The 25,918-nt window shown below is 72.4% G+C and carries 17 protein-coding genes; 7 read left to right on the top strand and 10 right to left on the bottom strand.

Annotated features, from left to right (window positions below):
* Positions 1–21: 21 nt before the first annotated feature.
* Positions 22–1,038, bottom strand: a complete 1,017-nt coding sequence (locus IH50_RS0105305; protein ID WP_030857762.1) for a hypothetical protein — start codon at positions 1,036–1,038, stop codon at positions 22–24.
* A 149-nt stretch (positions 1,039–1,187) separates the two neighbouring features.
* Here IH50_RS0105305 and IH50_RS0105300 point away from each other — a divergent pair, with 149 nt between their 5' ends.
* Positions 1,188–1,559: a hypothetical protein gene (locus tag IH50_RS0105300; RefSeq protein WP_030857759.1), complete on the top strand. Its 372-nt coding sequence runs from the start codon at positions 1,188–1,190 to the stop codon at positions 1,557–1,559.
* Between the two features lie 22 nt (positions 1,560–1,581).
* Here IH50_RS0105300 and IH50_RS43135 read toward each other — a convergent pair whose 3' ends face one another.
* On the bottom strand, positions 1,582–9,060 hold the full coding sequence (locus IH50_RS43135; protein ID WP_030857757.1) for a type I polyketide synthase: 7,479 nt from the start codon (positions 9,058–9,060) through the stop codon (positions 1,582–1,584).
* Positions 9,061–9,218: 158 nt separating this feature from the next.
* Between IH50_RS43135 and IH50_RS0105290 the strand changes: the two genes are divergently transcribed.
* Genes IH50_RS0105290 through IH50_RS0105265 form a run of 6 tightly spaced genes read left to right on the top strand, consistent with a single transcriptional unit; the run spans position 9,219 to position 15,261 of the window.
* Positions 9,219–10,247, top strand: coding sequence for a 3-oxoacyl-ACP synthase III family protein (locus IH50_RS0105290; RefSeq protein WP_030857755.1), 1,029 nt, complete (start codon positions 9,219–9,221; stop codon positions 10,245–10,247).
* A complete protein-coding gene (locus IH50_RS0105285; protein WP_234328091.1) occupies positions 10,244–11,197 on the top strand; it encodes an alpha/beta fold hydrolase in 954 nt (317 codons plus the stop codon). Before IH50_RS0105290 ends, IH50_RS0105285 begins: the two co-directional genes overlap by 4 nt.
* The gene (locus IH50_RS0105280; RefSeq protein ID WP_030857751.1) at positions 11,194–12,771 is read left to right on the top strand and encodes an AMP-binding protein; all 1,578 of its coding nucleotides are present in this window, start codon (positions 11,194–11,196) and stop codon (positions 12,769–12,771) included. The genes IH50_RS0105285 and IH50_RS0105280 overlap by 4 nt, the downstream gene beginning before the upstream one ends.
* The gene (locus tag IH50_RS0105275; RefSeq protein ID WP_030857749.1) at positions 12,768–13,817 is read left to right on the top strand and encodes an NAD-dependent epimerase/dehydratase family protein; all 1,050 of its coding nucleotides are present in this window, start codon (positions 12,768–12,770) and stop codon (positions 13,815–13,817) included. The genes IH50_RS0105280 and IH50_RS0105275 overlap by 4 nt, the downstream gene beginning before the upstream one ends.
* Complete coding sequence (locus IH50_RS0105270) at positions 13,781–14,041, top strand: acyl carrier protein (RefSeq protein ID WP_030857747.1); 261 nt, start codon at positions 13,781–13,783, stop codon at positions 14,039–14,041. Before IH50_RS0105275 ends, IH50_RS0105270 begins: the two co-directional genes overlap by 37 nt.
* Positions 14,038–15,261 (top strand): beta-ketoacyl-[acyl-carrier-protein] synthase family protein, encoded by a 1,224-nt coding sequence (locus tag IH50_RS0105265; protein ID WP_030857745.1) that lies wholly within the window; start codon positions 14,038–14,040, stop codon positions 15,259–15,261. The genes IH50_RS0105270 and IH50_RS0105265 overlap by 4 nt, the downstream gene beginning before the upstream one ends.
* An 18-nt stretch (positions 15,262–15,279) precedes the next feature.
* Here IH50_RS0105265 and IH50_RS0105260 read toward each other — a convergent pair whose 3' ends face one another.
* The 8 genes from IH50_RS0105260 to IH50_RS0105225 form a co-directional block, all read right to left on the bottom strand.
* Positions 15,280–16,788 (bottom strand): amino acid permease, encoded by a 1,509-nt coding sequence (locus IH50_RS0105260; protein ID WP_030857743.1) that lies wholly within the window; start codon positions 16,786–16,788, stop codon positions 15,280–15,282.
* A gap of 149 nt (positions 16,789–16,937) precedes the next feature.
* Positions 16,938–18,872, bottom strand: a complete 1,935-nt coding sequence (dxs, locus tag IH50_RS0105255) for a 1-deoxy-D-xylulose-5-phosphate synthase (RefSeq protein WP_030857741.1) — start codon at positions 18,870–18,872, stop codon at positions 16,938–16,940.
* A gap of 227 nt (positions 18,873–19,099) precedes the next feature.
* The gene (locus IH50_RS0105250) at positions 19,100–20,392 is read right to left on the bottom strand and encodes a sugar ABC transporter permease (protein WP_030857739.1); all 1,293 of its coding nucleotides are present in this window, start codon (positions 20,390–20,392) and stop codon (positions 19,100–19,102) included.
* Positions 20,389–21,180, bottom strand: a complete 792-nt coding sequence (locus IH50_RS0105245; RefSeq protein ID WP_030832927.1) for an ATP-binding cassette domain-containing protein — start codon at positions 21,178–21,180, stop codon at positions 20,389–20,391. The genes IH50_RS0105250 and IH50_RS0105245 overlap by 4 nt, the downstream gene beginning before the upstream one ends.
* A 184-nt stretch (positions 21,181–21,364) precedes the next feature.
* Complete coding sequence (locus tag IH50_RS0105240) at positions 21,365–22,465, bottom strand: sugar ABC transporter substrate-binding protein (RefSeq protein ID WP_030857736.1); 1,101 nt, start codon at positions 22,463–22,465, stop codon at positions 21,365–21,367.
* Between the two features lie 135 nt (positions 22,466–22,600).
* Positions 22,601–23,812 (bottom strand): ROK family transcriptional regulator, encoded by a 1,212-nt coding sequence (locus tag IH50_RS0105235; protein WP_030857733.1) that lies wholly within the window; start codon positions 23,810–23,812, stop codon positions 22,601–22,603.
* A 208-nt stretch (positions 23,813–24,020) separates the two neighbouring features.
* A complete protein-coding gene (locus IH50_RS0105230) occupies positions 24,021–24,950 on the bottom strand; it encodes a carbohydrate ABC transporter permease (protein WP_030857731.1) in 930 nt (309 codons plus the stop codon).
* 15 nt (positions 24,951–24,965) lie between these two features.
* Positions 24,966–25,898 carry a carbohydrate ABC transporter permease gene (locus tag IH50_RS0105225; RefSeq protein ID WP_030857729.1) on the bottom strand — a complete coding sequence of 311 codons (933 nt, stop codon included), beginning with the start codon at positions 25,896–25,898 and terminating at the stop codon, positions 24,966–24,968.
* Between the last annotated feature and the right edge of the window lie 20 nt (positions 25,899–25,918).

Here is a 25,918-nt window from a genome sequence, read left to right as displayed (position 1 = left end):
CCGCCTTGGGTCAGGGCATCTTCAGACCTCCCGCCATGCCCGAAGTGCCAGCCCCGGCTCGTCCTTGCGGCGGGTGAGCAGGAGGGTGCCGGTGGACGGGGTGAGGGTGGCCGCGACGATCTCGTCGTGTTCGTCCAGGGCCACGGCCACCTCCGCGTCGGGTGGCAGCTGAGGGCCCGACCCGGTCCACCAGGCACCGGCCCGCTCCCGCTCGGTGGGGTACGCGGCGAACACGACGCGGCCGTTCGTGGAGCGCTGGGCGAGCACCGTGCAGTCGTGGCCCTCGATGACGCAGCGTACGGCCGATACGGGGCCGGGGCCGGCCGCGGTGATGAGGGGGACCGGATCGGACCCGGGACGCCAGGCGCACAGCTCCCCGCGTTCGTCGGTGAAGTAGAGGGTGGTGTGTTCCGCGGAGGTGGCCAGCGCGTGGAGGGTGTCCGGGCGTGCGGAGGCGCCGGTGTCCCCCGTCCGTACGGGCTGTTTGCCGGGCTCCTGCTGGCGCCAGTGCGCGATCCCGCCCGGGACGGCGGCGTACAGCTCGACCAGGCCCGACTCCCCGGTCACGGCCGCGAGCCGGTCCTGGACGCCCTCTCCCCCGAGGTCCTGCCACGGGTTCCAGCCGCCCTTCTCCTTCTGCGCGAGCAGGCTCACCCCGCCGCCCTTGTTGCGGACGAAGACGTGTGCGCGGCCCCGGTCGTCGACGGCGACGGCCGGGGTGCCGGTGCGGTCGCCTTTCTTGTCGGGGTGGCCGACGGGGGTCCAGTCCAGCGGGGCGAGGCGGGGGCGGAAGTGGGTGGAGTGCACCAGGACCGACCCGTCGGACCCGGTGGGCCGCCAGGCGACCAGGTGGGCGTAGCCGTCGGCGCCCTGCCCGACGGCCGGGCCCGGGTGGAGTCGCTGGTCGCCGCCGACCCTGCGGGGTGTCTCCCAGGGGCCGCCGGGGACGAGTTCCGCGCGGCACAGGACGGCGTCGTCCGACGGCAGGTAGACGGTGAGGCGGCCGTCGCGGCCGCGGAGGAGCCAGTCGCCGTTCACCGGTTCACCTTACGCAAACCTGTTCGTGGGGCGGGGCGGGTCCGGGCCTTGGCACGTGTTCGCCGTGTTGTCGTCGGTCGCCGGATCCCCACGGGCGGCTTCGCCCGCGTGCGGCGGGACGGGTGGGGCTCGCGTGGGACCCTGGCGCCATGGATGACACCGCCGCCCTGCTCGTGATCGTCGACGCCGCGAACGTCGTCGGGTCGGTGCCCGACGGGTGGTGGCGGGACCGGCGGGGGGCCGCGGAGCGGCTGCGCGACCGGCTGGCCGCGGACGGGGTGCCCGGTCGTCCGGGGCCGGTGGAGATCGTGCTGGTGGTCGAGGGTGCGGCGCGTGGGGTGGAGTCGGTGCCGGGGGTGCGGGTGGAGTCCGCTCCGGGCAGTGGTGACGATCACATGGTCGCGCTGGCGGCCGGGGCGGGAGACCGTCCCGTCCTGGTCGTCACGGCCGACCGTGAGCTGCGCCGCAGGGTGACCGCCCTGGGGGCGGAGGTCGCCGGTCCGCGGTCGGTGCCCCGCTGAGACCGGCGACGTCCGGCGCCCGCTACGTGTCGGCGTTCAGGTCCAGGCGCTGGTGGATCAGGCGGGCGAAGTGGGCCAGGGTGCGTCCGGTGGCCAGGTCGGCCGGGCCGAGGCGGATGCCGAACAGGTCCCTCGCCTGGAGCAGGAACTGCATGCCCAGCAGTGAGTCCAGTCCGAAGTCGGTGACGTTGCGCGTGGGGTCCAGGTCGGCCGGGTCGGTCTGCAGGACGTCCGCGAGGAGCTGGGTGATCGTCTCGGTGATCTTGTCGATCGCCTCGTCCGCCGGGAGGTCCGCCAGCGTGCTCAGGAGTTCGTCGCGGGCGTCCGGGGAGGCCGTGGCGGAGGACGGGGCCAGCGGGGCGAACCGGGGGGTGGCCAGGGCGGGCAGCAGGTGGCGTGCGGCTCCCCAGCGGTAGCGGCCCGCCCCGGCGACGTCGGTGCCGGCGGCCAGGAGGCGGTCGGTGGTGGCGAGGACCTCGGCGGGGGTGAGCAGTTCGAGGCCGCGTCCGGCCATGGCCGGGCCCATGCCGCTGCGGGCGACGTAGCCGGTCTCGCCGATCGGCCCCCAGGCCAGTGCCGTACCCGGCCGGCCGGTGTCGCGCCGGGCCCGTACGAGGGCTTCCAGGTAGGCGTTGGCCGCCGCGTAGGCGGCCTGGCCCGGGTTGCCGATGGCGGCGGAGACGGAGGAGCAGGTGAGGAACAGGTCCAGGTCGCGGTCGGCGGTGAGGCGGTCCAGGAGGGCCGCGCCGCCCGCCTTGGGCGCCAGGACGGCGGCGAACCGGTCGTCGGTGAGGTCGGCCAGCACCGCGTCGTCCATGTGCATCGCCGCGTGGACGACGCCGCGCAGGGGGTGTCCGGTGGCGTCGACGGCGTCGAGGACCCGGCGCAGCGCGGTTTCGTCGGTGACGTCGGCGGCGTGGGCGGTGGCGTGCACGCCGCGGTCGGTGAGTTCCCTCAGCAGGGCGGGTGCGTCGGGGGCGTCGGGGCCGCTGCGGGAGAGCAGGGCCAGGTGGCGGGCTCCGCGGTCGGCCAGCAGGCGGGCGGTGGCGGCGCCGAGTCCGCTCAGTCCGCCGGTGATCAGGTAGGTGCCCTCGCCGTCGAGGCGGAGGGTGCCGGGTGCGGGTTCCACGGGGACGGGTTCGTCGAGGGGGTCGAAGGTGACGACGACCTTGCCGGTGTGCCGGGAGTGCTGCAGGAGGTGGAAGGCCTCCTCGACCCGTGCGGCGGGGTGGACCGTGTGGGGCAGGGGGCGGTAGGTGCCGGAGGCGGCCTCCGCCTCGAAGTCCGTGAGGAGCAGGGTGCCGAGTTCCGGGTCGTCGATGACGGCGTCGAGGTTGAAGCCGATGAAGGTGAGGCTGCGGTCGAAGGGGCGCAGCCTGATCGGGTTGTTGAGGAAGATGTCCTTCTTGCCGAGCTCGATGAAGCGGCCGTTGGGCCGCAGGAGGCCGAGGCCGTGGGTGATGGCCTCGCCGCTGAGGGAGTTCACCACGACGTCCACGCCCCGGCCGCCGGTCAGTTCCCGTACGCGGGGGACGAAGTCCAGGCTGCGTGAGTCGAGTACGTGCTCGGCGCCGAGCGTGCGCAGCAGGTCCCGTTTGGTCTCCGTGCCGGCGGTGGCGATGACGCGGGCGCCCTGACGGCGGGCGCACTGCAGGACGGCCAGGCCCACCGCCCCGGCTCCGCCGTGCACGAGCACGGTCTCCCCGGGGCCGAGACGGGCCTGGTTGACCAGGGTCTGGTGGACGGTCAGGAAGGCGACGGGGAAGGTCGCCGCCTCCGTGAAGCCCAGCCCGTCGGGGATGCGGACGACGGCGGAGGCGGGGGTCGTCGCACGGGAGGCGAGGGCGGCGGGCACGAGGCCGCAGACCCGGTCGCCGGGCTTCAGGTCTTGTACGCCCTCCCCCACGGCGCGTACGACACCGGCGCCGTCGGTGCCCAGTCCGCGGCCGATCGGGCTGTTCTCCACCGCCTCGGGCGGCAGCAGGCCGTTGGCCCTCATGGGGTCGCGGTAGTTGAGGGCCACGGCCCGCATCTCCAGGGCCACCTCGCCCGGTCCGGGTGCGGGGAGGTTCGTCTGCCGCCAGATCAGCCGCCGGCGCAGGCCGGGGTCGCGGGCTTCCAGGATGTACGGCGTGCCGGCGGGGACGCCGGGGGGCTCGTCCGCCGGGTGCTGGACCTGCCGGGGGACGAACCTGCCCCGGCAGGTCAGGACGATCTCGTCCTCCTGGGCGTCCGGGCCGTCGTCGCCGGGGGCGAGGAGTTCGCCGGCCAGGCGGCGGGCGTCGGCGTGGGGGTCACCGGTGCGGTGGCAGGAGAGGCGCCGCAGGGAGAGGTCGGGGCGCTCGTTGGCGAGGGTGCGGCAGGCCGCCCAGACGGCCGCGTCGCCGGGGTGGGAGGGCTGCTCCGGGGCCGGGAAGAGGCCGGTCGGGCGGGTGACGAGCCATACGCGGGGGACGGCGGTGGTGCCGGTGGTGCCCTTCGGGCCGTCGCAGGCGGTGGCCAGGGAGCGCAGGAGGGCCGCCCGGCGGGTGGTCCGTGTGACGACGGTGTCGTACGGGCCCGGTTCGGCGAGCAGCAGGACGACGCGTGGATCGGGGCCCGTGGGCAGGGTCTCGCGCCAGGCGGCGGGCCGGTCGGGCGCGATGACGACGGTGGCCTTTCCGAGGAGGGCGGCCAGTGCCCGCGCGGTCGCCGTCTCGGTGTCGTCCTCGACGGCGATCGTCCAGGCGGCGCCGGGGATCACGGGCGGTGGTTCGGTGTCCGGATCGTGGTGGTGGTCCGAACTGTGGTCACGGTCGCGGTCCGGTCCACGGCCCAGATCATGGTCGCGGTCATGGCTCGTACCGCCGTCCTGGCCCGGAGCGTCGTCGTGGTCCGCCGCCGCGAGGAGGACGGAGCGGTCCTCGGGCCCGGTCTGGGCCACACCGGAGAAGCCGCACCGCCGCAGCAGCGGGGCCCACTGGTCGCGGGAGAGGATGCGGGACGCCGGGCGCAGGGTGTGGTCGCCGCGCTCCCAGAAGTCGTCCAGCGTGCCGGAGAGCAGGGCCTGGAGCCGGGCGTGGTGCGGTTCGGTGGCCAGCAGGTGTCCGCCGGGGGCCAGCACCGTGTGCAGCCGGCGCAGGGTCGCGGCCAGGTCGGTGGTGGCGTGCAGGGCGTCGCCCGCGAGGACGAGGTCGAAACCGGACCGGGGCAGGCCCTGGGCGATCAGGTCGGCGTCCGGGTCCAGGGTGCGGTGGTCGACGAAGTCGTGGGCGGCGAAGCGGTGTTCGGCGCGGGTGAGGCCGCTGCCGGTGGGGGCGGCGCAGGTGTAGCGGGTCCGGTCGGCCGGCAGTACGGGCAGGGCCGCGGCGGTCAGGGCTGTGGTGGCCGCGCCGACTTCCAGGACGCGCAGCGGACGGTCGGCGGGCCAGCGGGCGACGATGTCGCCGAGCAGCGCCTGCACGGCGCGGTGGGTGAAGCGGTGGGCGGGGCCGGTCTCGTGGAGTTGCTCGTATGCGCTGTCCCCGGCCGGCAGGAGGTCGCGTGCGTCGACGCGTCCCCGCACCACGTCGGGCAGCCGGCGCAGCTGCCGGTTGAGGAGCAGCGTCTCGGCGCCGAACCGGGGGTGGTCCTCCACCAGGCCGCGCAGCAGCTCCTCGGCGCGGGTTCGCGCGCCGGTCAGCTGCCAGGTCTGTCCGGTCGTCCGGGCGAGGCCGTGCTCGGCCAGCAGGGGCAGCATCAGTCGCACCACCCGCCGGTGCCGGGGCTGCAGTCCTCCGGCCACCAGGTCGCCCATGGAGAACGGGGCCGTGGGATCGGTGAGGAGGCCGTGCAGCGTCTCGGCCCAGCGGTGGGCGCCGGCCTGTTCGGCGGCGGCGGTGAACCGGTGGTGGCCGCTGTCGTCCAGGGCGGCGCGGGCGGCGGCGATACGCGGTCCGGCCGCGCGGAGGATCTCGGCGGGCGCGGGGAGCGGGGAGGGCGGGGCGGGGGTTCCCGGGTGGGGGGCGGCCCGAAGCACGGTGCGCTGGACGGTCAGCGGGGTGTGCTCGGTCAGGTGGCCGCGGCGGGTGCGGCAGCCGTCGATCTCGGCGGTGACCGTGCCGTCGGCGTCGGCGTAGGTGATGTCCCAGCACATCTCGTGGGCGCTACGGCTGCGTCGGCGCAGGTGGACGACGCCGGTGGGCGCGGGGGTGCGCCACACGCGTACGGATCCGAACACGGTCGGCAGGAACGCGGCGGATTCCGTGTTCTCCCCGGCGAGGGCCACGGTGGCCTGCAGCGGTGCGTCGATGAGGACCGGGTGGGCGGTGTAGGTATCAGCGGTGTGCGTCAGCCGGTAGGTGACGAGGGCCTCTTCGTCGCCGACGTCGACCCGGTCGATGAGCTGGAAGTCCGGCCCGCAGTTCAGGCCGATGCCGTGGCACGTCCGGTAGAAGTCGGGGCCGTCGACGCTCCGGTCGCAGCGGGCCCGGAGGGCGGCGAGATCGAGCGGGTCCGGTGCCGTGCCGAGCAGGGTGCGGACCTGGGCGCGTACGACGGGGTGGCACTCCCCCTGGTGTTCCTCGCGGACGCTGATGGTCACGGCGCCGTCGTCGGGGGTGACCGCGGTCTGCAGGGCGACCGGGGTCGGGTCGGGCCAGGGCACGGACAGCGGGCGGCCGATCTCCAGGTGCCGTACCTCGACCGGGCGGTCCAGGGCCCGGCGGCCGGCGCTCAGGGCCATCTCGACGTAGGCCGCGGCCGGCATGAGGACGTCGTCCCCGATCCGGTGGTCGCCCAGCCAGGGCACGAGTTGCGGTTCGACGGTGCCGTGCCACACGGGGTGCGGGGCGGGCATCCGCTCACCCACCAGCGGATGGTCCAGCAGACCGCTGCCGCTGGTGCCGGCGACCCGGTCCTGCGCGGTGCCGTGCCAGTACCGCTCGTGCTGCCAGGCGTAGGCGGGCAGGTAGACGACCCGGCCCGGCCGGGGGAAGTGGTGGCGCCAGTCGGTGGCGGTGTCGGCGGCGAGCACGGCGGCGACGGTCGCCGCGGTCTCGCGGGGGCCGTCCCCGTCGCGGTGCAGGGTGGCGACGCAGGTGGCGCCGGTGCGGCGCAGGTAGGGGCGCAGCACGGGGTGCGGGCCGATCTCGGCCAGGATGCCCGCGTGTCCGGCGGCGAGCAGCGCGGCGGCCTCGGCGAACCGGACGGGTTCGCGGATGTTGCGCCACCAGTACGTGGCGTCGAGTTCCGGTCCGTTCAGTTCGGTGCCGGTGACGGTGGAGACGAACGGGATCCGGGCGGGGGCGGGCCGGAGTCCGTCGAGGGCGTCGAGCAGCGGTTCCCTGATGGGGTCCATGGCCCGGCTGTGGAAGGCGTAGTCCAGGTCGAGTTCGCGGAAGAAGACGCCGCGGCCGGTCAGTTCGGCGCCCCAGGCGGCGAGTGCGTCGGCGTCCCCGGCGACGGTCACGTCGCTCTCGCTGTTGATGCCCGCGATCTCCAACGTGCCGTCGTGACGAAGGAGTTCCTCACGTGCCCGCGCTTCGGGCAGGCCGACGGCGGCCATGCGGCCCCGGCCGGCCGTGGCGCCCTGGGTGCGGCTGCGTGCGGCGATCACCAGGGCCGCCTGTTCGAGGGTGAGGGCCCCGGCGGCGTGGGCGGCGGCGACCTCGCCGACGCTGTGTCCGGCCACGGCCCGCGGGCGCACGCCGTGCGAGGCGAGCAGCCCGGTCAGGCCCACCTGGACGGCGAACAGGGCCGGCTGGGCCACCTCCGTACGCTGCCACTTCCGGGGGGAGGGGTGGGCGAGTTCCTTGGCCACCGACCAGCCGAGGTGGGGTGCCAGGGCCGCGTCGGCCTCCTCGACGGCCCGGCGGAAGGCCGGTTCGCGCTCCAGGAGGTCGGCGGCCATGCCCGGCCACTGGGAGGCGTTACCGGAGTACACGAACGCGGTCCCGTCCCGTTCGCCCGTGCGGACGACGGCCCCGCGGGCGGGTTCCGCGGCCGTCAGCCGGTCCAGTTCCCGGGCGGCGTCCTCCGGGCCGGTGGCCAGGACGGCGGCGCGGTGCGGGTGCGCGGTGCGCCGTACGGTGCTGGTGTGGGCCAGGTCGTAGAACTCGCCGGGTTCCGCGTCCCGCAGCCGCTGCGCCATGTGGGCGGTCATCCGCTTCAGCGCCTTGGGGGACCGCGCGGAGACGACCAGTGGCAGCGGGCGCCCGTCCGGCACCGGACTCGGCCCGGTCCCGTGGGCGGCGGGCGGCGGGGTGACGACGACGTGGGCATTGGCGCCGCCGAAGCCGAAGGCGCTCACTCCCACGGCGGACCGCTCCCCCACCTCCAGCGGGACGGGTTCGACGGCGGGGGCCAGTCCCAGGCCGTCGAAGTCGATGCGGGGGTTGAGGGGGAGGGCGTGCAGGGACGCCGGCACCAGCCGGTGGCGCAGCACCAGGATCGCCTTGAGCAGGCCGGCCATGCCGGAGGCGGGCTCCAGGTGGCCGAGGTTCGACTTCACCGAGCCGATCGGCAGCGGGCCGCCGCGCCGGTTTCGGCCCAGGGCCCGGCCGATGGCCTCGGCCTCCGCCGGGTCCCCGATCTGGGTGCCGGTGCCGTGGGCCTCGACGTAGACGACGTCGTCGGCGTCGATGCCGGCCTCCGCGTAGACCGCGTGGAGCAGCGCCTCCTGTGTCTCGGCGCTGGGGACGATCATGCCGGTGCTGCGGCCGTCGGTGTTGTTGCCGGTGGCGGCCAGTACGGCGTGGACGCGGTCGCCGTCCGCCACCGCGTCCGCGAGGCGCTTGAGGACGAGCACCGCGCCGCCCTCCGCGCGGACGAACCCGTCGGCGTCGGCGGAGAACGCCGCGCAGTGCCCGCGCCGGGAGAGCATGTTCGCGTAGGAGAATCCGGCGAAGGAGTAGGGGTTCGACAGCACGTTGACACCGCCGGCCAGGGCGACGCGGCCGGTGCCCTCGTGCAGGGTGCGGCAGGCCCGGTCGAGGGCGACCAGGGCGGAGGAGCAGGCCGTGTCGACGGCCATGCTCGGCCCGCGCAGGTCGAAGGCGTACGACATCCGGTTCGCCGTGATGGACAGGGTGGCGCCGGGCATGGTGTGCGGGCTGGTGTGGTCCTGCATCATCGACAGGTTGACGCCGTAGCCGGGGTCCGAGACGCCCACGTACACGCAGGTGTCCGATCCGGCCAGCGATGCGGCGGGGATGGCGGCGTCGTCCAGTGCCTCGGCGGTCATCTCCAGCAGCAGCCGCTGCTGCGGGTCGATGTGCCGGGCCTCCGCGGGGGACATGCCGAAGTAGGCGGGGTCGAACGAGGCGACGTCGTCGAGGAAGCCGCCGGCGGCGGTGTAGCTGCGGCCGGGGCGCACGGTGCCCGGGTCGACCGTACGGTCGCGGGGCAGCCGGTCGGCGGGCATCTCGCCGACCACGTCCCGCCCGTCGCGCAGCACGGACCACAGGCCGTCCAGGTCGGTGACGCCTCCGGGGAGCCGGCATCCCACGCCCACCACCGCCACGGCCCGTTCACGCTGCTGCATCACCAAGTACCCGCCCCTTCACGCCGATTACTGGCTCTCGTGCGGATTGAAGCGGATCGGAGGGGACGACGAGCGGGAAAATCCATCCCATATCACTCGTTAGGGTGGACATCCCCGTGTATGCGTCATGACGGTCATGCGGCGGCTACGGTGGCGCGGTGCCCGAAGCCATCCGTGCCCGTATCGCCGCCGTCTCCGCTCATCTTCCGTCCCGTTACCGGACCTTGGACGAGATCCGCGTCAAGATCACCGAGACGGGTGGCTACGCTCCGCCGCCCGGCCTGCTGGAGGACCTCACCGGGGTGCGCGGCGTCCATGTGCACGAGGACGGCGAGGACGCCTCCGACCTCGCCGTGACGGCCGCCCGCACGGCGCTCGACGAGTCGGGGCTGAAGATCGGCGACATCGGTCTGCTGCTGTTCGCCTCGACCTCGCAGGACCTGGTCGAACCCGCCACGTCCCACCTCGTGGCCGCCAAACTGGGCGCCTCGTGCCCGGTGTTCGACGTCAAGAACGCCTGCAACAGCTTCCTCAACGCCATGGAGGTGGCCGCGTCGTTCATCGAGACCGGCCGCTGCCGCACGGTCCTCATCGCCTGCGGTGAACCCTCCACCCTGGCCACCCGCTGGCACGCCCCCAGCCGGGAGGACCTGCTGAGGGCCCTGCCCGGCTACACCGCCTCCGACGCCGGCGCCGCGATGGTGCTCACCGCCGGCCCCGCGGGTGACGGCGATCCCGGCATCCTGGCCCAGCGGTTCGTCAGCAACTCCGCGGCCTGGAACGCCTGCACGGTGTCCGGCGGGGGCAGCATGCACCACCTCTCCGTCCACGATGACCACACCACCCTGCGGCTGAACGGGGACCTGCGCCGGGCCGCGCTCGACGTGCTCCCCCGGATCCTGGACACCGCCGGGGAGGGACTCGAGGCGGCGCGTTCCGGCGCCTACGCCTTCATCGCCTTCCACCAGATCGCCATGCCGCAGTACCGCGAGGTGATCGACTGGTTCTCCCTCCCCGAGGACCGCTGCCTGCCCGCGGTGGCCGAGCACGGGAACTGCGCGGCGGCCTCCCTCCCCCTGCAACTGGTCAAGGCGCGCGAGGCCGACCGCATCGAGAGCGGGGACCTGGTGGCGATGATCGGCCTGGCCAGCGGTTTCAGCTTCGGCCTGGCGCTCGTACGGTGGTGACCGCCCGAGCCGTGGACACCCCGGCCCCCGACCCCGTACCGGATCCCGCCACGCTGGAACGGCTGATGCCGGGCTACCCCGCGCCCCGGCACTGGCGGCGCGTGCCGGTCACCGGACAGCACTACCTCGATCTCGGCTCCGGGCAGCCGGTGCTGTTCCTGCACGGCAACCCGTCGTGGAGCTACGTCTGGCGGGGGCTGCTGCACCGGCTCGCCCCGCACGCCCGCTGCCTGGCCCCGGACCTGCCGGGCTTCGGGCTGTCCCGGCACCTGCGGCCGGCGGACGGGGTGCCGGACCCCTACGAGGCCCAACTGGAGGGACTGGACGGCCTCTACCGCCACCTGGTGCGGGACGAGGGGCTGCCCGAGCGGGGCTGGACGTTCGTCCTGCACGACTGGGGCGGCCCGCTCGGTGCCGCCTGGGCCCTGCGGAACCCGGGTGTCGTGGCCCGGCTGGTCTGCTGCAACACCGTGGCCTTCCCCTTCCCGGACGGCTTCCGGCTGCCGCTCCCCCTGCGGTGGATCCGTGACCACCGGCCGGTCGCCGAACTCGTCCACGCCACCAACGCGTTCGCCCGGGTCGCCGTGCGCGCCGGCGTCCACCGTCCGCTGCTCACGGCCGAACGGCGGGCCTACCTGCGGCCCCACGCCCGCCGCGCGGAGCGCCGGGCGCTCACCGACGCCGTCCGGGCGATCCCCCGCGGCCCTGCGGACCCGGCGTGGCGGCTGCTCGAACCTCCCGGCGACGGGGCCGGCCTGTCGGAACTGCCCCTGCTCATCGGCTGGGGCATGCGCGATCCCGTCTTCACCCCGGCGCTGCTGGAGGAGTGGGTCCGCCGCCACCCGCACGCCGTCGTCCACCGTTTCCCCGACGCGGGGCACTTCGTGATGGAGGACGCCGGCGCCGAACTCGGCGACCACGTCCGTGACTTCCTCCAGGGGGCACCATGACCGCCACCGTTCCCGGCATCGCCGCACGCCTGACCGACGGGCCCGACACCGTCGCCCTCGTCGAATGCCGGAAGGGGACCTCCCGGACGACCCGCCGTGACGAGCTGGTGCGGCGCTGCCACCTCCTCGCGCGGGCCCTGCGCGAGGCGGGCGTCCGGCCCGGTCACAAGGCCGTCGTGATGACCCGCGACGCCCACGACCTCACCGCCGTCTCGTACGCCCTCGGCCTCCTCGGCGCCGTCCCCGTCCTGATCGAACCGCGCGCCGAGGTCGGCCGCTGTCTGCGGGACGTCGCCCCGGACGTCTTCGTCGGGGAGCCGCTGGCCCACCTCGGGCGCCGGGTTCTGGGGTGGGGCCGCCCCCACGTACGGATCCCCCTGGTCACCGCTCCCGCGCCGTTCCCCCTGGGACGGCGGCTGACCACCCGCGCACCGGCCGGCGACGTCCCGGTCCCGCCGGTGCGGGAGCCCGACGGCGACGAGCCGGCCCTCATCGCCTTCACGTCCGGCTCCACCGGACGGCCCAAGGGCGCGGAGTACCGTCACACCACCCTGGCCGGGCAGCTCGACGCGCTGACCACGCTGATGGACCCCCGGCCCGACGACGTACTGCTCGCCGGGTTCCTGCCGGCCGCGCTGCTCGGTCCGCTGCTCGGCGTGACCACCGTCGTCCCGGCGGTGAACCACCTGGCCCCGGCCCGCACAGCGCCGGAGGAACTCGTCGGGCCGGTCCTGAAGCACCGGGCGAGCATCGTCCTGGCGTCACCCGCCGTGCTCACCCTGATCGCCCGTCACTGCGCCCGCCACGGCATCACCCTGCCCTCGGTCCGGCAGGTGCTGTCCTTCGGCGCCCCGCTGCGCGTCCGCCTCGCCGACGCCCTGCGCAAGGCCGTGCCGGACGACGCCGAGATCCTCAGCGTCTACGGTGCCACGGAGTGCCTGCCCGTCTCCGCGATCGGCGACCACGAGCTACGGGCCTCACGCGCCGCGCCGCCCGCCGGGCACGCCGGGACCTGTCTGGGCCGGCCGCTGCCCGGCATCCGCGCCCGGATCCTGGACGCCGACGCCACCGGGCTCGGCGAGATCGCCGTCACCGGCCCCACCGTCAGCCCCGCCTACCACGCGCGCCCCGACGCCGACGCCGCCGTCAAGAGCGCCACCGGCCACGGCGTGCTGCACCGCACCGGGGACCTCGGCCGGCTCGACGACGAGGGCCGGCTGTGGTTCCTCGGCCGCAAGGCCCACCTGGTCACCGGCGCCGGTTTCACCCTGACCACCGAGGACGTCGAGGCCGCGGCGGACACCGCCCCCGGCGTCCGGCGCACCGCCCTGGTCGGCGTCGGCACGGCCGTGTGCCAACTGCCCGTGCTGTGCGTGGAGCCCCTGCCGTCCACCCCGCACGCCGCCGCCCTGTCGGCTGTACGCGCCGTCCTGAGGGACCATCCGGACGGGCACCGCGTCGGCGCCCTGCTGATCCGTCACGGTTTTCCCACCGACCCCCGGCACAACTCCAAGATCGACCGGATGCGGCTGGCCGGCTGGGCCGCGAAGCGCCTGCGCGGGAGGGTCCGATGAGGGTACTGGTCACCGGCGGGAGCGGCTTTCTCGGCCTGGAGATCTGCCGGCAGCTCAAGGCGCGCGGCGACACCGTCTCCTCCCTGTGCCGCCGCCCCAGCGGCGCGCTGGAGCGGCTGGGCGTCCACCAGCACCTGGGGGACCTCACCGACGCCACCGCGGTCTCGCGTGCCGTCGCCGGGTGCGACGCCGTCGTCCACAACGCCGCGCTGGCCGGTGTCAGCGGCCCGCCGCGGCCCTACTGGGCCACCAACGTCGTCGGCACCCGCCAGGTGATCGGGCAGTGCCGCGTCCACGAGGTACGCACGCTCCTCCACACCTCGACCGCCAGTGTCGTCTTCCGGCCCGGCGGTGTGGAGGGCGTCACCGAGAGCCTTCCCCCCGTCCCCCGCCACCTGGCCGCCTATCCCGCGACCAAGGCCCGCGCCGAGGCCCTGGTGCTGGCCGCGCACGGTCCGGAGCTGGCCACCGTCTCGCTGCGCCCGCACATCATCTGGGGGCCGGGCGACCCCCATTTCGCGCCCGCCCTCGCGCGTGCCGTGCGGGCCGGCCGGCTGCTGATGCCCGGTGACGGCGGCAACCTCGTCGACACCACCCACGTCCGGACCGCCGCCCACGCCCATCTGCTCGCCCTGGACCGGCTGCGGCGGTCACCGCAGGCGGTGGGCGGCCGCGCCTACTTCATCGGCCAGGACGACCCGCGTCCCCTGCGCGAGCTCACCCGGCACTTCCTGCGGGCCGCCGGCACCGACGCCCGCTGGTGCGCCGTACCGCCCCGGCTCGCCACCGCCGGCGCCGCGGCCGGTGACGCGCTGCTGCGCGCGGTCCGCAGTCCCCGTACCCACGCCCTGAGCCGCTTCCTGGTCGCGGAACTGCTGCATCCGCACTGGTTCGACCTCACTGCGGCCCGCCGCGACCTGGACTTCGAGCCGCCGGTCTCGTTCGACGCCGGTGTCGCGGAGCTCATCCGGCTCGCCCCGTCCGCCCCGAACGACCGAGAGGAAACCCCGTGCCGGACACCTACGCCGCCGTCCGTTCCGTCCTGACCAGCGCCTTCCGGGTCCCGGAGGACGAGATCCTGCCCCAGCGCACACTGGGGCAACTGGACCTGGACTCGCTGGCCCTGACGGAGCTGGTGCTCGTCCTCCACGAACACCTCGGGGTGCGGATCGGCACCGAGGACCTCTCCCGCGGCACGACCCTCGCGCAGCTCGCCGGCCGCCTGGACGCACTGCTCGCGGACGGCACGAGCACGGTGGCGCCGTCGTGACCGAGCCCGTCGCCGTCACCGGTCTCGGCCTGGTCACGCCCGCCGGAGAGGACGCCGGCGCCACCTGGGAGGGGGTCTGCCGCGGGGTGGGCACCGCGTCCCGCGATCCGGCGCTGGCCGGGCTGCCGGTGGACTTCTCCTGCCGCGTCCCCCTGTCGCGCGACGCCCTGGACCGGCGCGTCGGGCGCACCGCCTGGCGCATGTCGCGCAACGCCGTCCTGGCGGTGCTCGCCGCCCGTGAGGCGGTGCGCGACGCCGGCCTCGACCCCCGGGCGTGGGACGGCGAGCGGGTCGCCGTCGTCATCGGCTGCGGGATGGGGGCGGGCGCGGAACGCGAGGAACAGGCCGGGCGGCTGCGGGACCTGGGCGCCGGCATGGTCTCCGCGCTCACCGTCCCCCAGATCATCCCGAACATGGCGGCCGGGGAGGTCTCCATCGACCTCGGGGCCCGCGGGCCCGGTCTCGCTCCCGCCACCGCCTGCGCCTCGGGGGCCACCGCCGTCGCCGTCGCCCGCGACCTGCTGGTCTCCGGCCGGTGCGACGTCGCGGTGGCCGGGGCCACCGAGGCCGCCGTCACCCCGCTGACGGCCGCCGGTTTCTGGCGTGCGGGCACCCTGTCCCGGCGCACCGGCGAGCCCGCCGGTGCGTCCCGGCCCTTCGCCGCCGACCGTGACGGCTTCGTCCTGGCGGAAGGCGCGGGCGTCGTCGTACTGGAGCGGACCGGGGACGCGGCCGCCCGCGGTGCGCGCGTCCGTGCCCTGCTGGTGGGCTGCGGCAGCACCTCGGACGCCCACCACCCCACCGCGCCCGCCCAGGACGCCCGGGGTGCGGAGGCGGCGCTGCGCACCGCCCTGGCGGACGCGGGCCTGGCCCCGCACGACGTCGACCACGTCAACGCGCACGGCACCTCCACTCCGCTGGGTGACGCCGCCGAGGCGGCCCTGATCGCCCGGGTGCTGCCGCACCGCCCCTGCGTCACCGCGCCCAAGGGCGTGCTCGGCCACAGCCTGGGCGCGGCGGGCGCCGTCGAGGCGGCGCTGACCGTGCTCACCCTTCAGCACGGCACGGTGCCGCCGGTCGCGAGCCTGGACGCCCCGGCGCCGGGGTCCGGCCTCGACTGCGTGACCAAGCGGCCCCGCCGGCAGGACGTCCGGGTCGCCGTCAGTCACTCCTTCGGCTTCGGCGGGCACAACGTCGTCCTCGCTCTGGCCAGGGCCTGACGGCGGGCCCGTACCGGTTCAGCGGGACGGCGGGGCGGCGGCCGGGTCCTCGTCGTGGCCCGGGGCCATCCGGCTGTGGCCGCGGCTGTAGAGGAAGTAGACGACGAAGCCGATCGCCATCCAGATGCCGAAGCGGACCCAGGTCTCGGCGGGCAGGTTCAGCATCAGCCACAGGGACGCGGCGACCGACACGATCGGCAGGACCGGCACCCAGGGGGTGCGGAACGACCGGTGCAGGTCGGGCCGGGTCCTGCGGAGGATGATCACGCCGATCGCGACGACGACGAAGGCGAACAGGGTGCCGATGTTCACCAGCGCGGCGAGCTCGTTCAGCGGGGTGAAGCCGGCGAGGACCGCGATGAGGACGCCGAGCAGGACGGTCGGCCGGTGCGGGGTCTTGAACCGGGGGTGGACCCGGGAGAAGAACCTCGGCAGCAGTCCGTCGCGGCTCATCGCGAAGAAGACCCGGGTCTGGCCGAGCAGCAGGATCATGCAGACGGTCGTCAGGCCGACGGCGGCGCCGAAGCTGATGAAGCCCGCGAACCAGGGATGCCCGGTGGCCTTGAAGGCGTCCGCGAGCGGGGCGTCCACGGACAGCTCGCTGTAGTGCTGCATGCCGGTGACGACGATCGACACCAGGACGTACAGCGTGGTGCAGATGAACAGGGAGCCGAGGATGCCGCGGGGCATGTCGCGCTGCGGGTTCCTGGTCTCCTCGGCGGCCGTGGCGACGATGTCGAAGCCGATGAAGGCGAAGAACACCACCGAGGCGGCGGTGAAGATGCCCATCACACCGAAGTTGGCCGGGGCCCAGCCGAACATGAGCTGGATGAGCGGGGCGTCGAGGCTCTGTCCCGCGGGTACGGGCTTGGAGTCCGGGATGAACGGGTCGTAGTTGTCGGCGGTGATGAAGAAGGCACCTGCGATGATCACCACGAGGACCACGGTCACCTTGATGGCGACGACGACGGAGGTGACGCGGGCGGACAGCTTCATGCCGAGGACGAGGATGCCGGTGAGCACCAGCACCAGGGCGGCGGCGAGGATGTCGAACCCGAAGACGTCGGCTCCCTCGCGGCTGCCCAGCGCCGCGGGCATCTCCCAGCCCGCGTTGGCCATGAGCGACTGGATGTAGCCCGACCAGCCGACGGCCACCACCGCCGTGCCGAGCGCGAACTCCAGGACCAGGTCCCAGCCGATGATCCAGGCCGGCAGTTCACCCAGGGAGGCGTACGAGAAGGTGTACGCGGAGCCCGCCACCGGGACGGTGGAGGCGAACTCGGCGTAGCAGAGCGCGGCGAGCGCGCAGACGACACCGGCCACGACGAAGGCCAGGGCGGTAGCGGGGCCGGCGTTGTTCTTGGCGACCGTACCGGTGAGGACGAAGATGCCGGTGCCGATGATGACGCCGACGCCGAAGACGGTCAGGTCCAGCGCGGACAGGGATTTCTTGAGCGCGTGCTCAGGCTCCTCGGTGTCGCGGATGGACTGCTCTACCTTCTTCGTCCGGAAGAGGGGGCTTGTCACGGGGACCTCCCACGCTTGTCGTCCTCGACATGATCGAGAGGGGGCGTAGCTCGTATGCCCCGGCGCGGGCTCTTTCACGCAGACGGGCCGCGCGCGCCACTCTTCACAGTGGCACGGGCGGCCCGTCCGGGCGACGCGTGAGGCGCGGGTCAGTCGCGGGCCGGCTCCACGGAGTCGACCGCGTCGGCGGTGGAGCGCTCGTACCTGCCGTCGAGCTTGGCGACCAGGCCGGTGACCTGGCGGGCGATGTCGGGGGCGGTCAGTCCGATCTCGGCCATGACCTCGGCACGGGAGGCGTGGTCGAGGAAGCGCGGCGGGATGCCGAAGTCGCGCAGCGGCACGTCCACGCCGGCGTCGCGCAGGGCCTGGGCGATCGTGGAGCCGACGCCGCCGACGCGGGAGTTGTCCTCGACGGTGACGACCACGCGGTGCTTCTCGGCGAGCGGGGCCATGGCCTCGTCGACGGGTTTGACCCAGCGGGGGTCGACGACGGTGGTGGAGATGCCCTGCCGGTCGAGGAGGGCGGCGATCTCCAGGCACATCGGGGCGAGCGCGCCCACGGAGACCAGCAGCACGTCGGGGGCGTCGGTGCCGGGCTCGCGCAGGACGTCCATGCCGCCGACGCGGCCCACGGCGGGTACGGCGGGGCCGACGGCGCCCTTGGAGAAGCGGACCACGGTGGGGGCGTCCTCGACGGCGACGGCCTCGCGGAGCTGGGCGCGCACCTGGTCGGCGTCGCGCGGGGCGGCGAGCCTGAGGCCGGGGACGACCTGGAGGATCGACATGTCCCACATGCCGTTGTGGGAGGCGCCGTCGGTGCCGGTGACGCCGGCCCGGTCGAGCACGAACGTCACGCCGCACTGGTGCAGGGCCACGTCCATGAGCACCTGGTCGAAGGCGCGGTTGAGGAAGGTGGCGTACACGGCGAAGACGGGGTGCACGCCGGCGTGGGCGAGTCCTGCGGCGGAGACGGCGCCGTGCTGCTCGGCGATGCCGACGTCGTAGACGCGGTCGGGGAAGCGCTTGGCGAACTTGTCGAGGCCGACCGGCTGGAGCATGGCGGCGGTGATGGCGACGATGTCCTCGCGCTCCTCGCCGAGCTTGACCATCTCCTCGCCGAAGACGCTCGTCCAGTCGGCGCCGGAGGTGGCGATCGGCAGGCCGGTGTCGGGGTGGATCCTGCCGACGGCGTGGAAGCGGTCGGCCTCGTCCGCCAGGGCGGGCTGGTAGCCGCGGCCCTTCTCGGTGAGGCAGTGCACGATCACCGGGCCGTTGAAGCGCTTGGCGCGGGCCAGGGCGGACTCCAGGGCCTCGATGTCGTGGCCGTCGATGGGGCCGACGTACTTCAGGCCGAGGTCCTCGAACATGCCCTGCGGGGTGATGAAGTCCTTCAGGCCCTTCTTGGCGCCGTGCAGGGTGTCGTAGAGGGCCTGGCCGACGACCGGGGTGCGCTCCAGGACCTCCTTGGTGCGGGTCAGGAAGCGCTCGTAGCCGTCGGTGGTGCGCAGGGTCGCCAGGTGGTTGGCGAGGCCGCCGATGGTGGGCGAGTAGGAGCGCTCGTTGTCGTTGACGACGATGACGAGCGGGCGGTCCTTGGCGTCGGCGATGTTGTTGAGGGCCTCCCAGGCCATGCCGCCGGTGAGCGCTCCGTCGCCGATGACCGCGACGACGTGGCTGTCGTCCCGCTTCATGATCTGGTTGGCCTTGGCGATGCCGTCGGCCCAGCCGAGGACGGTGGAGGCGTGGCTGTTCTCGATGACGTCGTGCTCGGACTCGGCCTGCGAGGGGTAGCCGGACAGGCCGCCCTTCATCTTCAGCTTGGAGAAGTCCTGCCGGCCGGTCAGCAGTTTGTGCACGTAGGACTGGTGGCCGGTGTCCCAGAGCACCTTGTCCTTGGGCGACTCGAAGACCCGGTGCAGGGCGATGGTGAGCTCCACCACACCGAGGTTGGGGCCGAGGTGGCCGCCGGTCTTGGAGACCGCGTCGACCAGGAAGGTCCGGATCTCCCCGGCCAGCAGGTCGAGCTCCTCCAGGCTGAGCCGGTCCAGATCGCGCGGTCCCCTGATGCGGGTCAGCAGCGGCACCCGTGCCTCCTTGCAGTAGAGCTGATCGAGCTGTTGCCGGGCGGGTCGAGTCTAATGTTCCGCTCAACCGATCGGCCCCCGGGCCGTGCGTCGTACATCACCCGGTCAGCGGTACCCACGGACAAAGAACTGTTGCCCGGCACCTGAAAGGCACCGGGCAACAGCAACACCCTCTACGGGGCGCGGAGCACTGCGCGGTCAGCCGCGGCGGACCGGCAGTCGCGGCGCTACGCGCGTCCCGCGGTCTTCTGCGTCTTGCGGGTGACCGCGTCGATGACGACGGTCGCCAGCAGCACGCCACCGGTGATCATGTACTGGACCGGCGAGGCGATACCCTCCAGCGCCAGACCGTACGTGATCGAGATGATCACCATCACACCGAGCAGCGCGTCCCACGTGCGGCCACGGCCACCGAAGAGCGACGTACCGCCGATGACGGCCGCGGCGATGACGTTCATCAGGAACTCACCGGTACCCGCGCCCTGGTTGGCGGAGGCGATCTTCGAGGCGACGAACAGGCCGCCGATCGCGGCGAAGGTGCCGGCGATCGCGAAGACCGAGATGCGGACCAGCTCGACGTTGATGCCGGCGCGGCGGGACGCCTCGACGCTGCCGCCGAGCGCGAAGACCTTGCGGCCGTACGCGGTGCGGCGCAGCACGAAGTCCGTGAGCACCAGGAACGCCAGGAAGATCACCACGGCCAGGGGCAGGCCCTTGTACTGGTTGAAGACGATCGCGGCGGCGAAGGCCAGGATCGCGAGCAGCACGGTCCGCACGATGATCTCGTTCAGCGGGCGGGACGGCACACCGGCGGCCTCGCGGCGGCGGTTGTCGAAGAACGCCAGGAGGAAGTACCCCACGGTCGCGACGAGCGCCAGGCCGTACGCGGCGGCCACATCGCTGAAGTAGTAGCTGGTCAGCTTGACGACGATGCCCTCGGAGTCGAGGTTGATCGTGCCGTTGTCGCCCAGGATCTGCAGCATGAAGCCCTGCCAGAACAGCAGTCCGGCCAGTGTCACGGCGAAGGCCGGGACGCCGATGCGGGCGAAGATGAAGCCGTGGATGGCGCCGGCCACCGTGCCGGTGAGGATCGCCAGCACCAGGGCCAGGATCTCGTTCATCCCGTTGGTGACGTTCATGACCGCGAAGGCCGCGCCCGCGACACCGCTGACCGAGCCGACCGACAGGTCGATCTCGCCGAGCAGCAGGACGAAGACGATACCGACGGCGATCATGCCCGTGCCGACCATGGCGACGGACATGTCGGAGAAGTTGCCGGCGGTGAGGAAGTTGGAGTTCAGGCTGGTGAAGATGGCCCAGATGATCAGCAGGCCGACCACGACGGGGATGGAGCCGAGGTCACCGGCCTTCATCTTCCGCTTGAACTCGTTCCAGTAGCCCAGCAGGCCCTGTTCGCGCACCAGCAGCCGGGGGTCGACCACGGTGACCGCGGCGGCGGCCGCCTCGGGGTTCTCCACGGCGTGGTCCTCGGCGGGGGTGGAGGTCTTCTCGGTGCTCACTTCTTGATCTCCCCATTGGTGCGCGCCGCACGACGGGTGACGGCGTTGTCCGTGGCGCCCGTGATGGCGGAGATGATCTCTTCCTGCGAGGTCGACTTGACCTCGAAGACGCCGTTGTTGCGCCCGAGACGCAGGACCGCGACCTTGTCCGCCACGGCCTTCACATCGGCCATGTTGTGGCTGATGAGGATGACCGCGTGGCCGCGCTCGCGCAGCCGCTCGACGAGGTCGAGGACCTGCGCGGTCTGCTCGACGCCGAGGGCGGCGGTGGGCTCGTCCAGGATCACCAGCTTGGGCTCGCCGAGCATGGACCGGGCGATGGCCACGACCTGGCGCTGACCGCCGGAGAGGGAGGCGATCGGGATCCGGACGCTGGGGATGCGGATCGACAGGGTGTCGAGGAGCTCGCGGGAGCGGCGCTCCATCTCGACCTCGTCCAGGACTCCGCGCCTGCGGATCTCCCGGCCCAGGTAGAGGTTGCCGACGACGTCGATGTTGTCGCACAGCGCGAGGTCCTGGTAGACCGTCGCGATGCCCAGGTTCTGGGCGTCGTGCGGCTTGCTGATCTGGACGGCCTTGCCGTCCCACTCGATGGATCCCTCATCGATGGGGTGCACGCCGGCGATCGTCTTGACCAGCGTGGACTTTCCGGCGCCGTTGTCGCCCACCAGGGCGACCACCTCACCGGCGTGGACCTCAAGCTCTACGTCGGTGAGCGCCTGGACGGCACCGAAACGCTTGGAGACCCCGCGCAACGCCAGCACGGGCGTAGCGGACACGTGAACCATCTCCTTCGCCGCCTGACCGGGCGGGAGGTTGTGCAGAAGTTTCTGAGGGGGGTGTTCCGTCCGGCGCCCCGCGTAGCTTGCGGGGCTGATGTGTGCGGGGCGCCGGCGGAGCGTGTGGCAGTCGGTCCCGTGCGGGGAGTCCGGGTCACGGATTCCCCGAGGCATCACGGGAGTCGGCGACTGCTTACTTGAGGCCGATCTTGTCGCAGGCGGCCTTGTACTTGCCCGTGCAGATCTCCTGGACGGTGTAGATGCCGTCCTTGATCACGGTGTCGTTGATGTTGTCCTTGGTCAGCGAGACGACCGGGACGATCACGGACGGGACACCCTTGGTGGTGGGGCTGTCGACCTTCTCCTTGGCGAGGGAGTCGAGCGACTTGCCCTGGGCCAGCAGCACGGCCATCTCCGCGGCCACGTCGGCCTCCTGCGGGTACGGCTTGTAGACGCTCATGTACTGCTCACCGGTGACGATGCGCTGCACACCGGCGAGTTCGGCGTCCTGGCCGGTGACCGGCACGTTGTCGAGGCCGGCGGCCTTCAGGGCGGTGATGATGCCGCCCGCCATGCCGTCGTTGGCGGAGTAGACGCCGACGATCTTGTCCTTGCCGATGGCGGAGATGGCGCCCTCCATGTTGGAGTTGGCGTTCTCCGGCTTCCACTCCTTGGTGTCGTACTCGCGGCCGACCTTCACCTTGCCGTCGAGGACGGAGTGCGCGCCCTCCTTGAACATGGCGGCGTTCGGGTCGGTGGCGGAGCCGTTCATCATGACGATCTGGCCGTCCTTGGCCTTGTCGCCCAGCGCCTCGAGCAGGGCCTCGCCCTGGGTCTTGCCGACGGTCACGTTGTCGAACGAGGTGTAGGCGTCGATCGGGCCCTCGGCCAGACGGTCGTAGGCGACGACCGGGATGCCCTGGTCCTTGGCCTTCTTCACCGAGCCGGCGATGGCCTTGGAGTCCACCGCGTCCACGATGAGCACGTCCACCTTGTTGGTGATCATCGTGTCGACCTGCTGGTTCTGCAGGCTGGCGTCCTGCTTGGCGTTGGCGTAGACGACCTCGCCCTTGTTGTTCGTGAGCTCCTTGACCTTCTTCTCGATCAAGGGCTTGTCGAGCTTCTCGTACCGCGCGGTCTGGTTCTCCGGCAGGAGCAGACCGACCTTGATGTCATCGCCCTTGGCGGCGGAGTCGCCGGAGTCCTTCTTGTCACCGGACTCGGCGGCGCTGCCGCAAGCGGCCAGCGAGACGGCCATCGCACCGGCGGCGATGGCAACGGCGGCACGACGCATACGCGTGTTCACTTCTACAAAACCTCCCTGACGAGGCCGCGTCGTTGCGGCCGAGGTGGCTGGAAGTCAACTCGGCCACACGTGCGACGTCAAGAAGTAAATCCTTAACGAGATGGCAACGGTGCCATCCGTTCTCTAAGTGAAGGCAGGGGTCGCCGCGGTGAGCGACCCGGTCGCCGTGCCGTCCAGAAGGGTCGAATCGCCCATCTCGCTCAGTGCGAGGGCGAGCGCTCCGAGCACCTCGGCACGGCCTCCAAGTGCCCCGGGGAGAACGGACAGTTGACGTGCCGCACTGGGGATCGCGTAGCGGCCGACGGACTCCCGGATCGGCCCGAGCACCAGTTCACCGGCCTCGGCGAGATCACCGCCGAGGACCACCCGGCTCGGGTTCAGCAGGTTGCAGAGATTCGCGACTCCACTGCCGATGTGGCGGCCGACGTCGGCGATCACCCGACGGCAGCCGGGGTCCCCGTCCCGCGCCAGCCGCACGATGCCTTCCATGGTGAGGTCGGTGCCGTGACTGGGCTGGAGCAGCGGCAGCACGTAGCGTGCGGCCGTGAAGGTCTCCAGACAGCCGCGGTTGCCGCAGCGGCAGACGGGGCCGGATTCATCGAGTGTAATATGTCCGATTTCTCCCGCGGTGCCGCCCGGACCGCGATAGATCTTCCCGCTGATCACCAGGCCGGCGCCGACACCGCTCGCGACCTTGATGTAAGCAAGATCACGCACCCCCCGGCCGCTGCCCCAGACCATCTCGCCGAGGGCGCCGAGGTTGGCGTCGTTGTCCACGTGCACCGGTACGCCGAGCCGCCCCCGCAGCTCCTCGGCGGGCCTGGTGCCGGTCCAGCCGGGCAGGATCGCGGTCGAGCCCAGGGTCCCGGACTCCACGTCGATCGGCCCCGGTACGCCGAGGCCCACCCCCGCGACCTTGGACGGGGCCACCCCGGTCGCCTCGATCAGCCGCTTGACCAGGTGTTCCGCCCGGTCGAAGCCCTCCGCCGAGGAGGCGTCCACATCCAGCGGCTCGGACTCCTCGGCCAGTACCTGATGGGCGAGGTTCCCGACCGCGACCCGCAGATGGGTGTGCCCGAAGTCGACCCCGATCACGATGCCGGCGTCGCCGCTCAGCGAGACGCTGCGCGCCCGGCGGCCGCCCGCCGAGGTGGGGGTGACCTCGACGGTTCCCCGGTCCTTCAGTTCCCGGACGATGTTGGAGACCGTGGCCGCGGACAGACCGGTCGTCCTCGCGATCTCGGCCTGGGTGAGGGAACCCGCAAGACGTACTGCCCGGACGACCCGCTCCAGGTTGGCTCGGTGCAGCGACGACTGCGACCCCGGAGTCTCCACGACGACCTCCTGCGCGCGGGGGCCGCTTCGGTGAGGCCCCTCTCATGTCCAACTAGTGAACTCTAAGATGAGCCGTTCGGGTTGCCTCCCGTCAAGAGGTTGAACCGTTTCCGGGTGCATGGACACAGGGACACGCGCCGCTCCCAGGGGCGGGAGCGGCGCGTGTGCGAGGCGTTCCGGTGCGTCACTTCAAGGCTGTACCAGGGCGTTACTTCAGGGTGGCGGAGGTGAGACCCGCCTGCACCTGGCGCTGGAAGGACAGGTAGACCACCAGCATGGGCACCATGGCGATCGTGACGCCCGCGAAGAGCACGGGGAGGTCCGAGGCGTAGCCCTGCTGCTGCTGGAGCTGGATCAGTCCCTGGGTCAGCACATAGCGTTCCGGATCGTCGCCGCTCTGCGGCTGCATCAGCACCGTCGGCAGGATGTACTGGTTCCACTGGCCCAGCGTGTTGAAGATGCCGACGCTCAGCAGACCGGGCTTGGCCATCGGCAGCATCACCTGGAAGAAGGTCCGGGTGTGCGAGGCGCCGTCGAGGACCGCCGCCTCGAAGACCGCCGTGGGCAGGGTCCGGAAGAAGGCGTGCAGGAAGAACACGGTGAACGGCATCGAGTAGGCGACGTACACCAGGGCCAGACCGTGGTAGGTGTTCAGCATGTCGAGCCGTTTGACCATGAAGAACAGCGGCACCAGGGCGAGGAAGACGGGGAACATGGCGCCCGCGACGAAGAAGTAGTAGAGCAGGCGGTTGCCCCGGAACTCGTAACGGGCCAGCACATAGGCCGCCATGGAGCCGAGCAGCATCGTCAGCGGCACGGACATGACGAGGACGATGACGGTGCTGGTGAAGTAGTCGCCGATACCCTTCTCCCAGGCGCGGGAGAACACGTCCAGGTCCCAGTTCCGCGGCCAGCCGAAGGCGGAGCCTCCGATCTGCGTGTCGGTCTTGAAGGAGCTGAGCACCAGCCACAGCAGCGGCAGCACGATCAGCACCGCCCACACGGCGAGGAAGCCGTGCGAGAAGACGTTCAGTACGACGCCTTCGCCGCGCCGGTCGCCGGGGCGGACGGTGCCCTTGGTCACCGGTGGCGGGGTGGGGCCCTGGGTGGGGGCGGTTTCCTTGAGGGGTGCGCTCATCGTCGTTACTCCGCCTCAGAACTCGATGCGCTCGCGACGGGTGGCGCGCAGCATGACCACGGACACGATCAGGGTGAGGAGCAGCATGACCACGCCCATGGCGCAGGCGTAGCCGCTGCGGCCGTACACGAGGAAGTTCCGCATCATCACGGTCGACATGACCTCGCTGGCGTGGTCGGGGCCGCCGCCGTAACCCCGGCCGGAGGTCATGGTGGAGACCAGGATGAACATGTCCATCGCCGCGATGCCGAGGTAGACCCAGGCGGTCTGCACGGAGTCCCACAGCAGCGGCAGGGTGATGCGGAAGAAGGACTGGGCGCGGCCGGCGCCGTCGATCAGCGCGGCCTCGTAGATGTCCCTCGGAATGGACTGCATGGCGGCGGAGAACAGCACCAGGTAGAAGCCGACGCCGTGCCAGACGACCACCGCGATGAGCGCCCAGAGCACGAAGTCCGGTTCGTTGAGCCATTCCACCGGGTTGTTCTTGTCGACGAGCCCGAGTTCGATCAGGACGCCGTTGAGCATTCCGCCGCCGTCGCTGCGGTACACCGCTCCGAAGAGCACCGCCATGATGGCCAGGGACAGCACCTGCGGAAAGAAGTAAATGACCCGGTAGTACTTGGATCCGGCGACTCCCGAGACCCCTCCAGAACGTCCGCGTCCGCCCGCGTTCAGCATGAAGGCGAAGAACAACGCGAGCAGAATGGTGATCACCGGGATGAACACCAGGAACAGGATGTTGTGCCAGATGGCACCCATGAAGATGTCGTCCTTGAACAACGCCGTGTAGTTGTCGAGGCCGACAAAACTGAAGGTCTGCGACTGGCCTTTCCAGTCGGTCAGTGAATAACCGAACGTCTGGATGTACGGCCAGATCACGAAGATCAGATAGAGCGCCACGGGAAAGAAGAGGAATCCCGCGACGAACCGGTGCTGCCCTTTGCGCATGGCGTTCCTGCCCCTGGGTG

Source organism: Streptomyces sp. NRRL S-37 (assembly GCF_000721605.1).
GTDB lineage: Bacteria > Actinomycetota > Actinomycetes > Streptomycetales > Streptomycetaceae > Streptomyces.
This window is presented reverse-complemented; position numbering and strand designations above follow the sequence as displayed.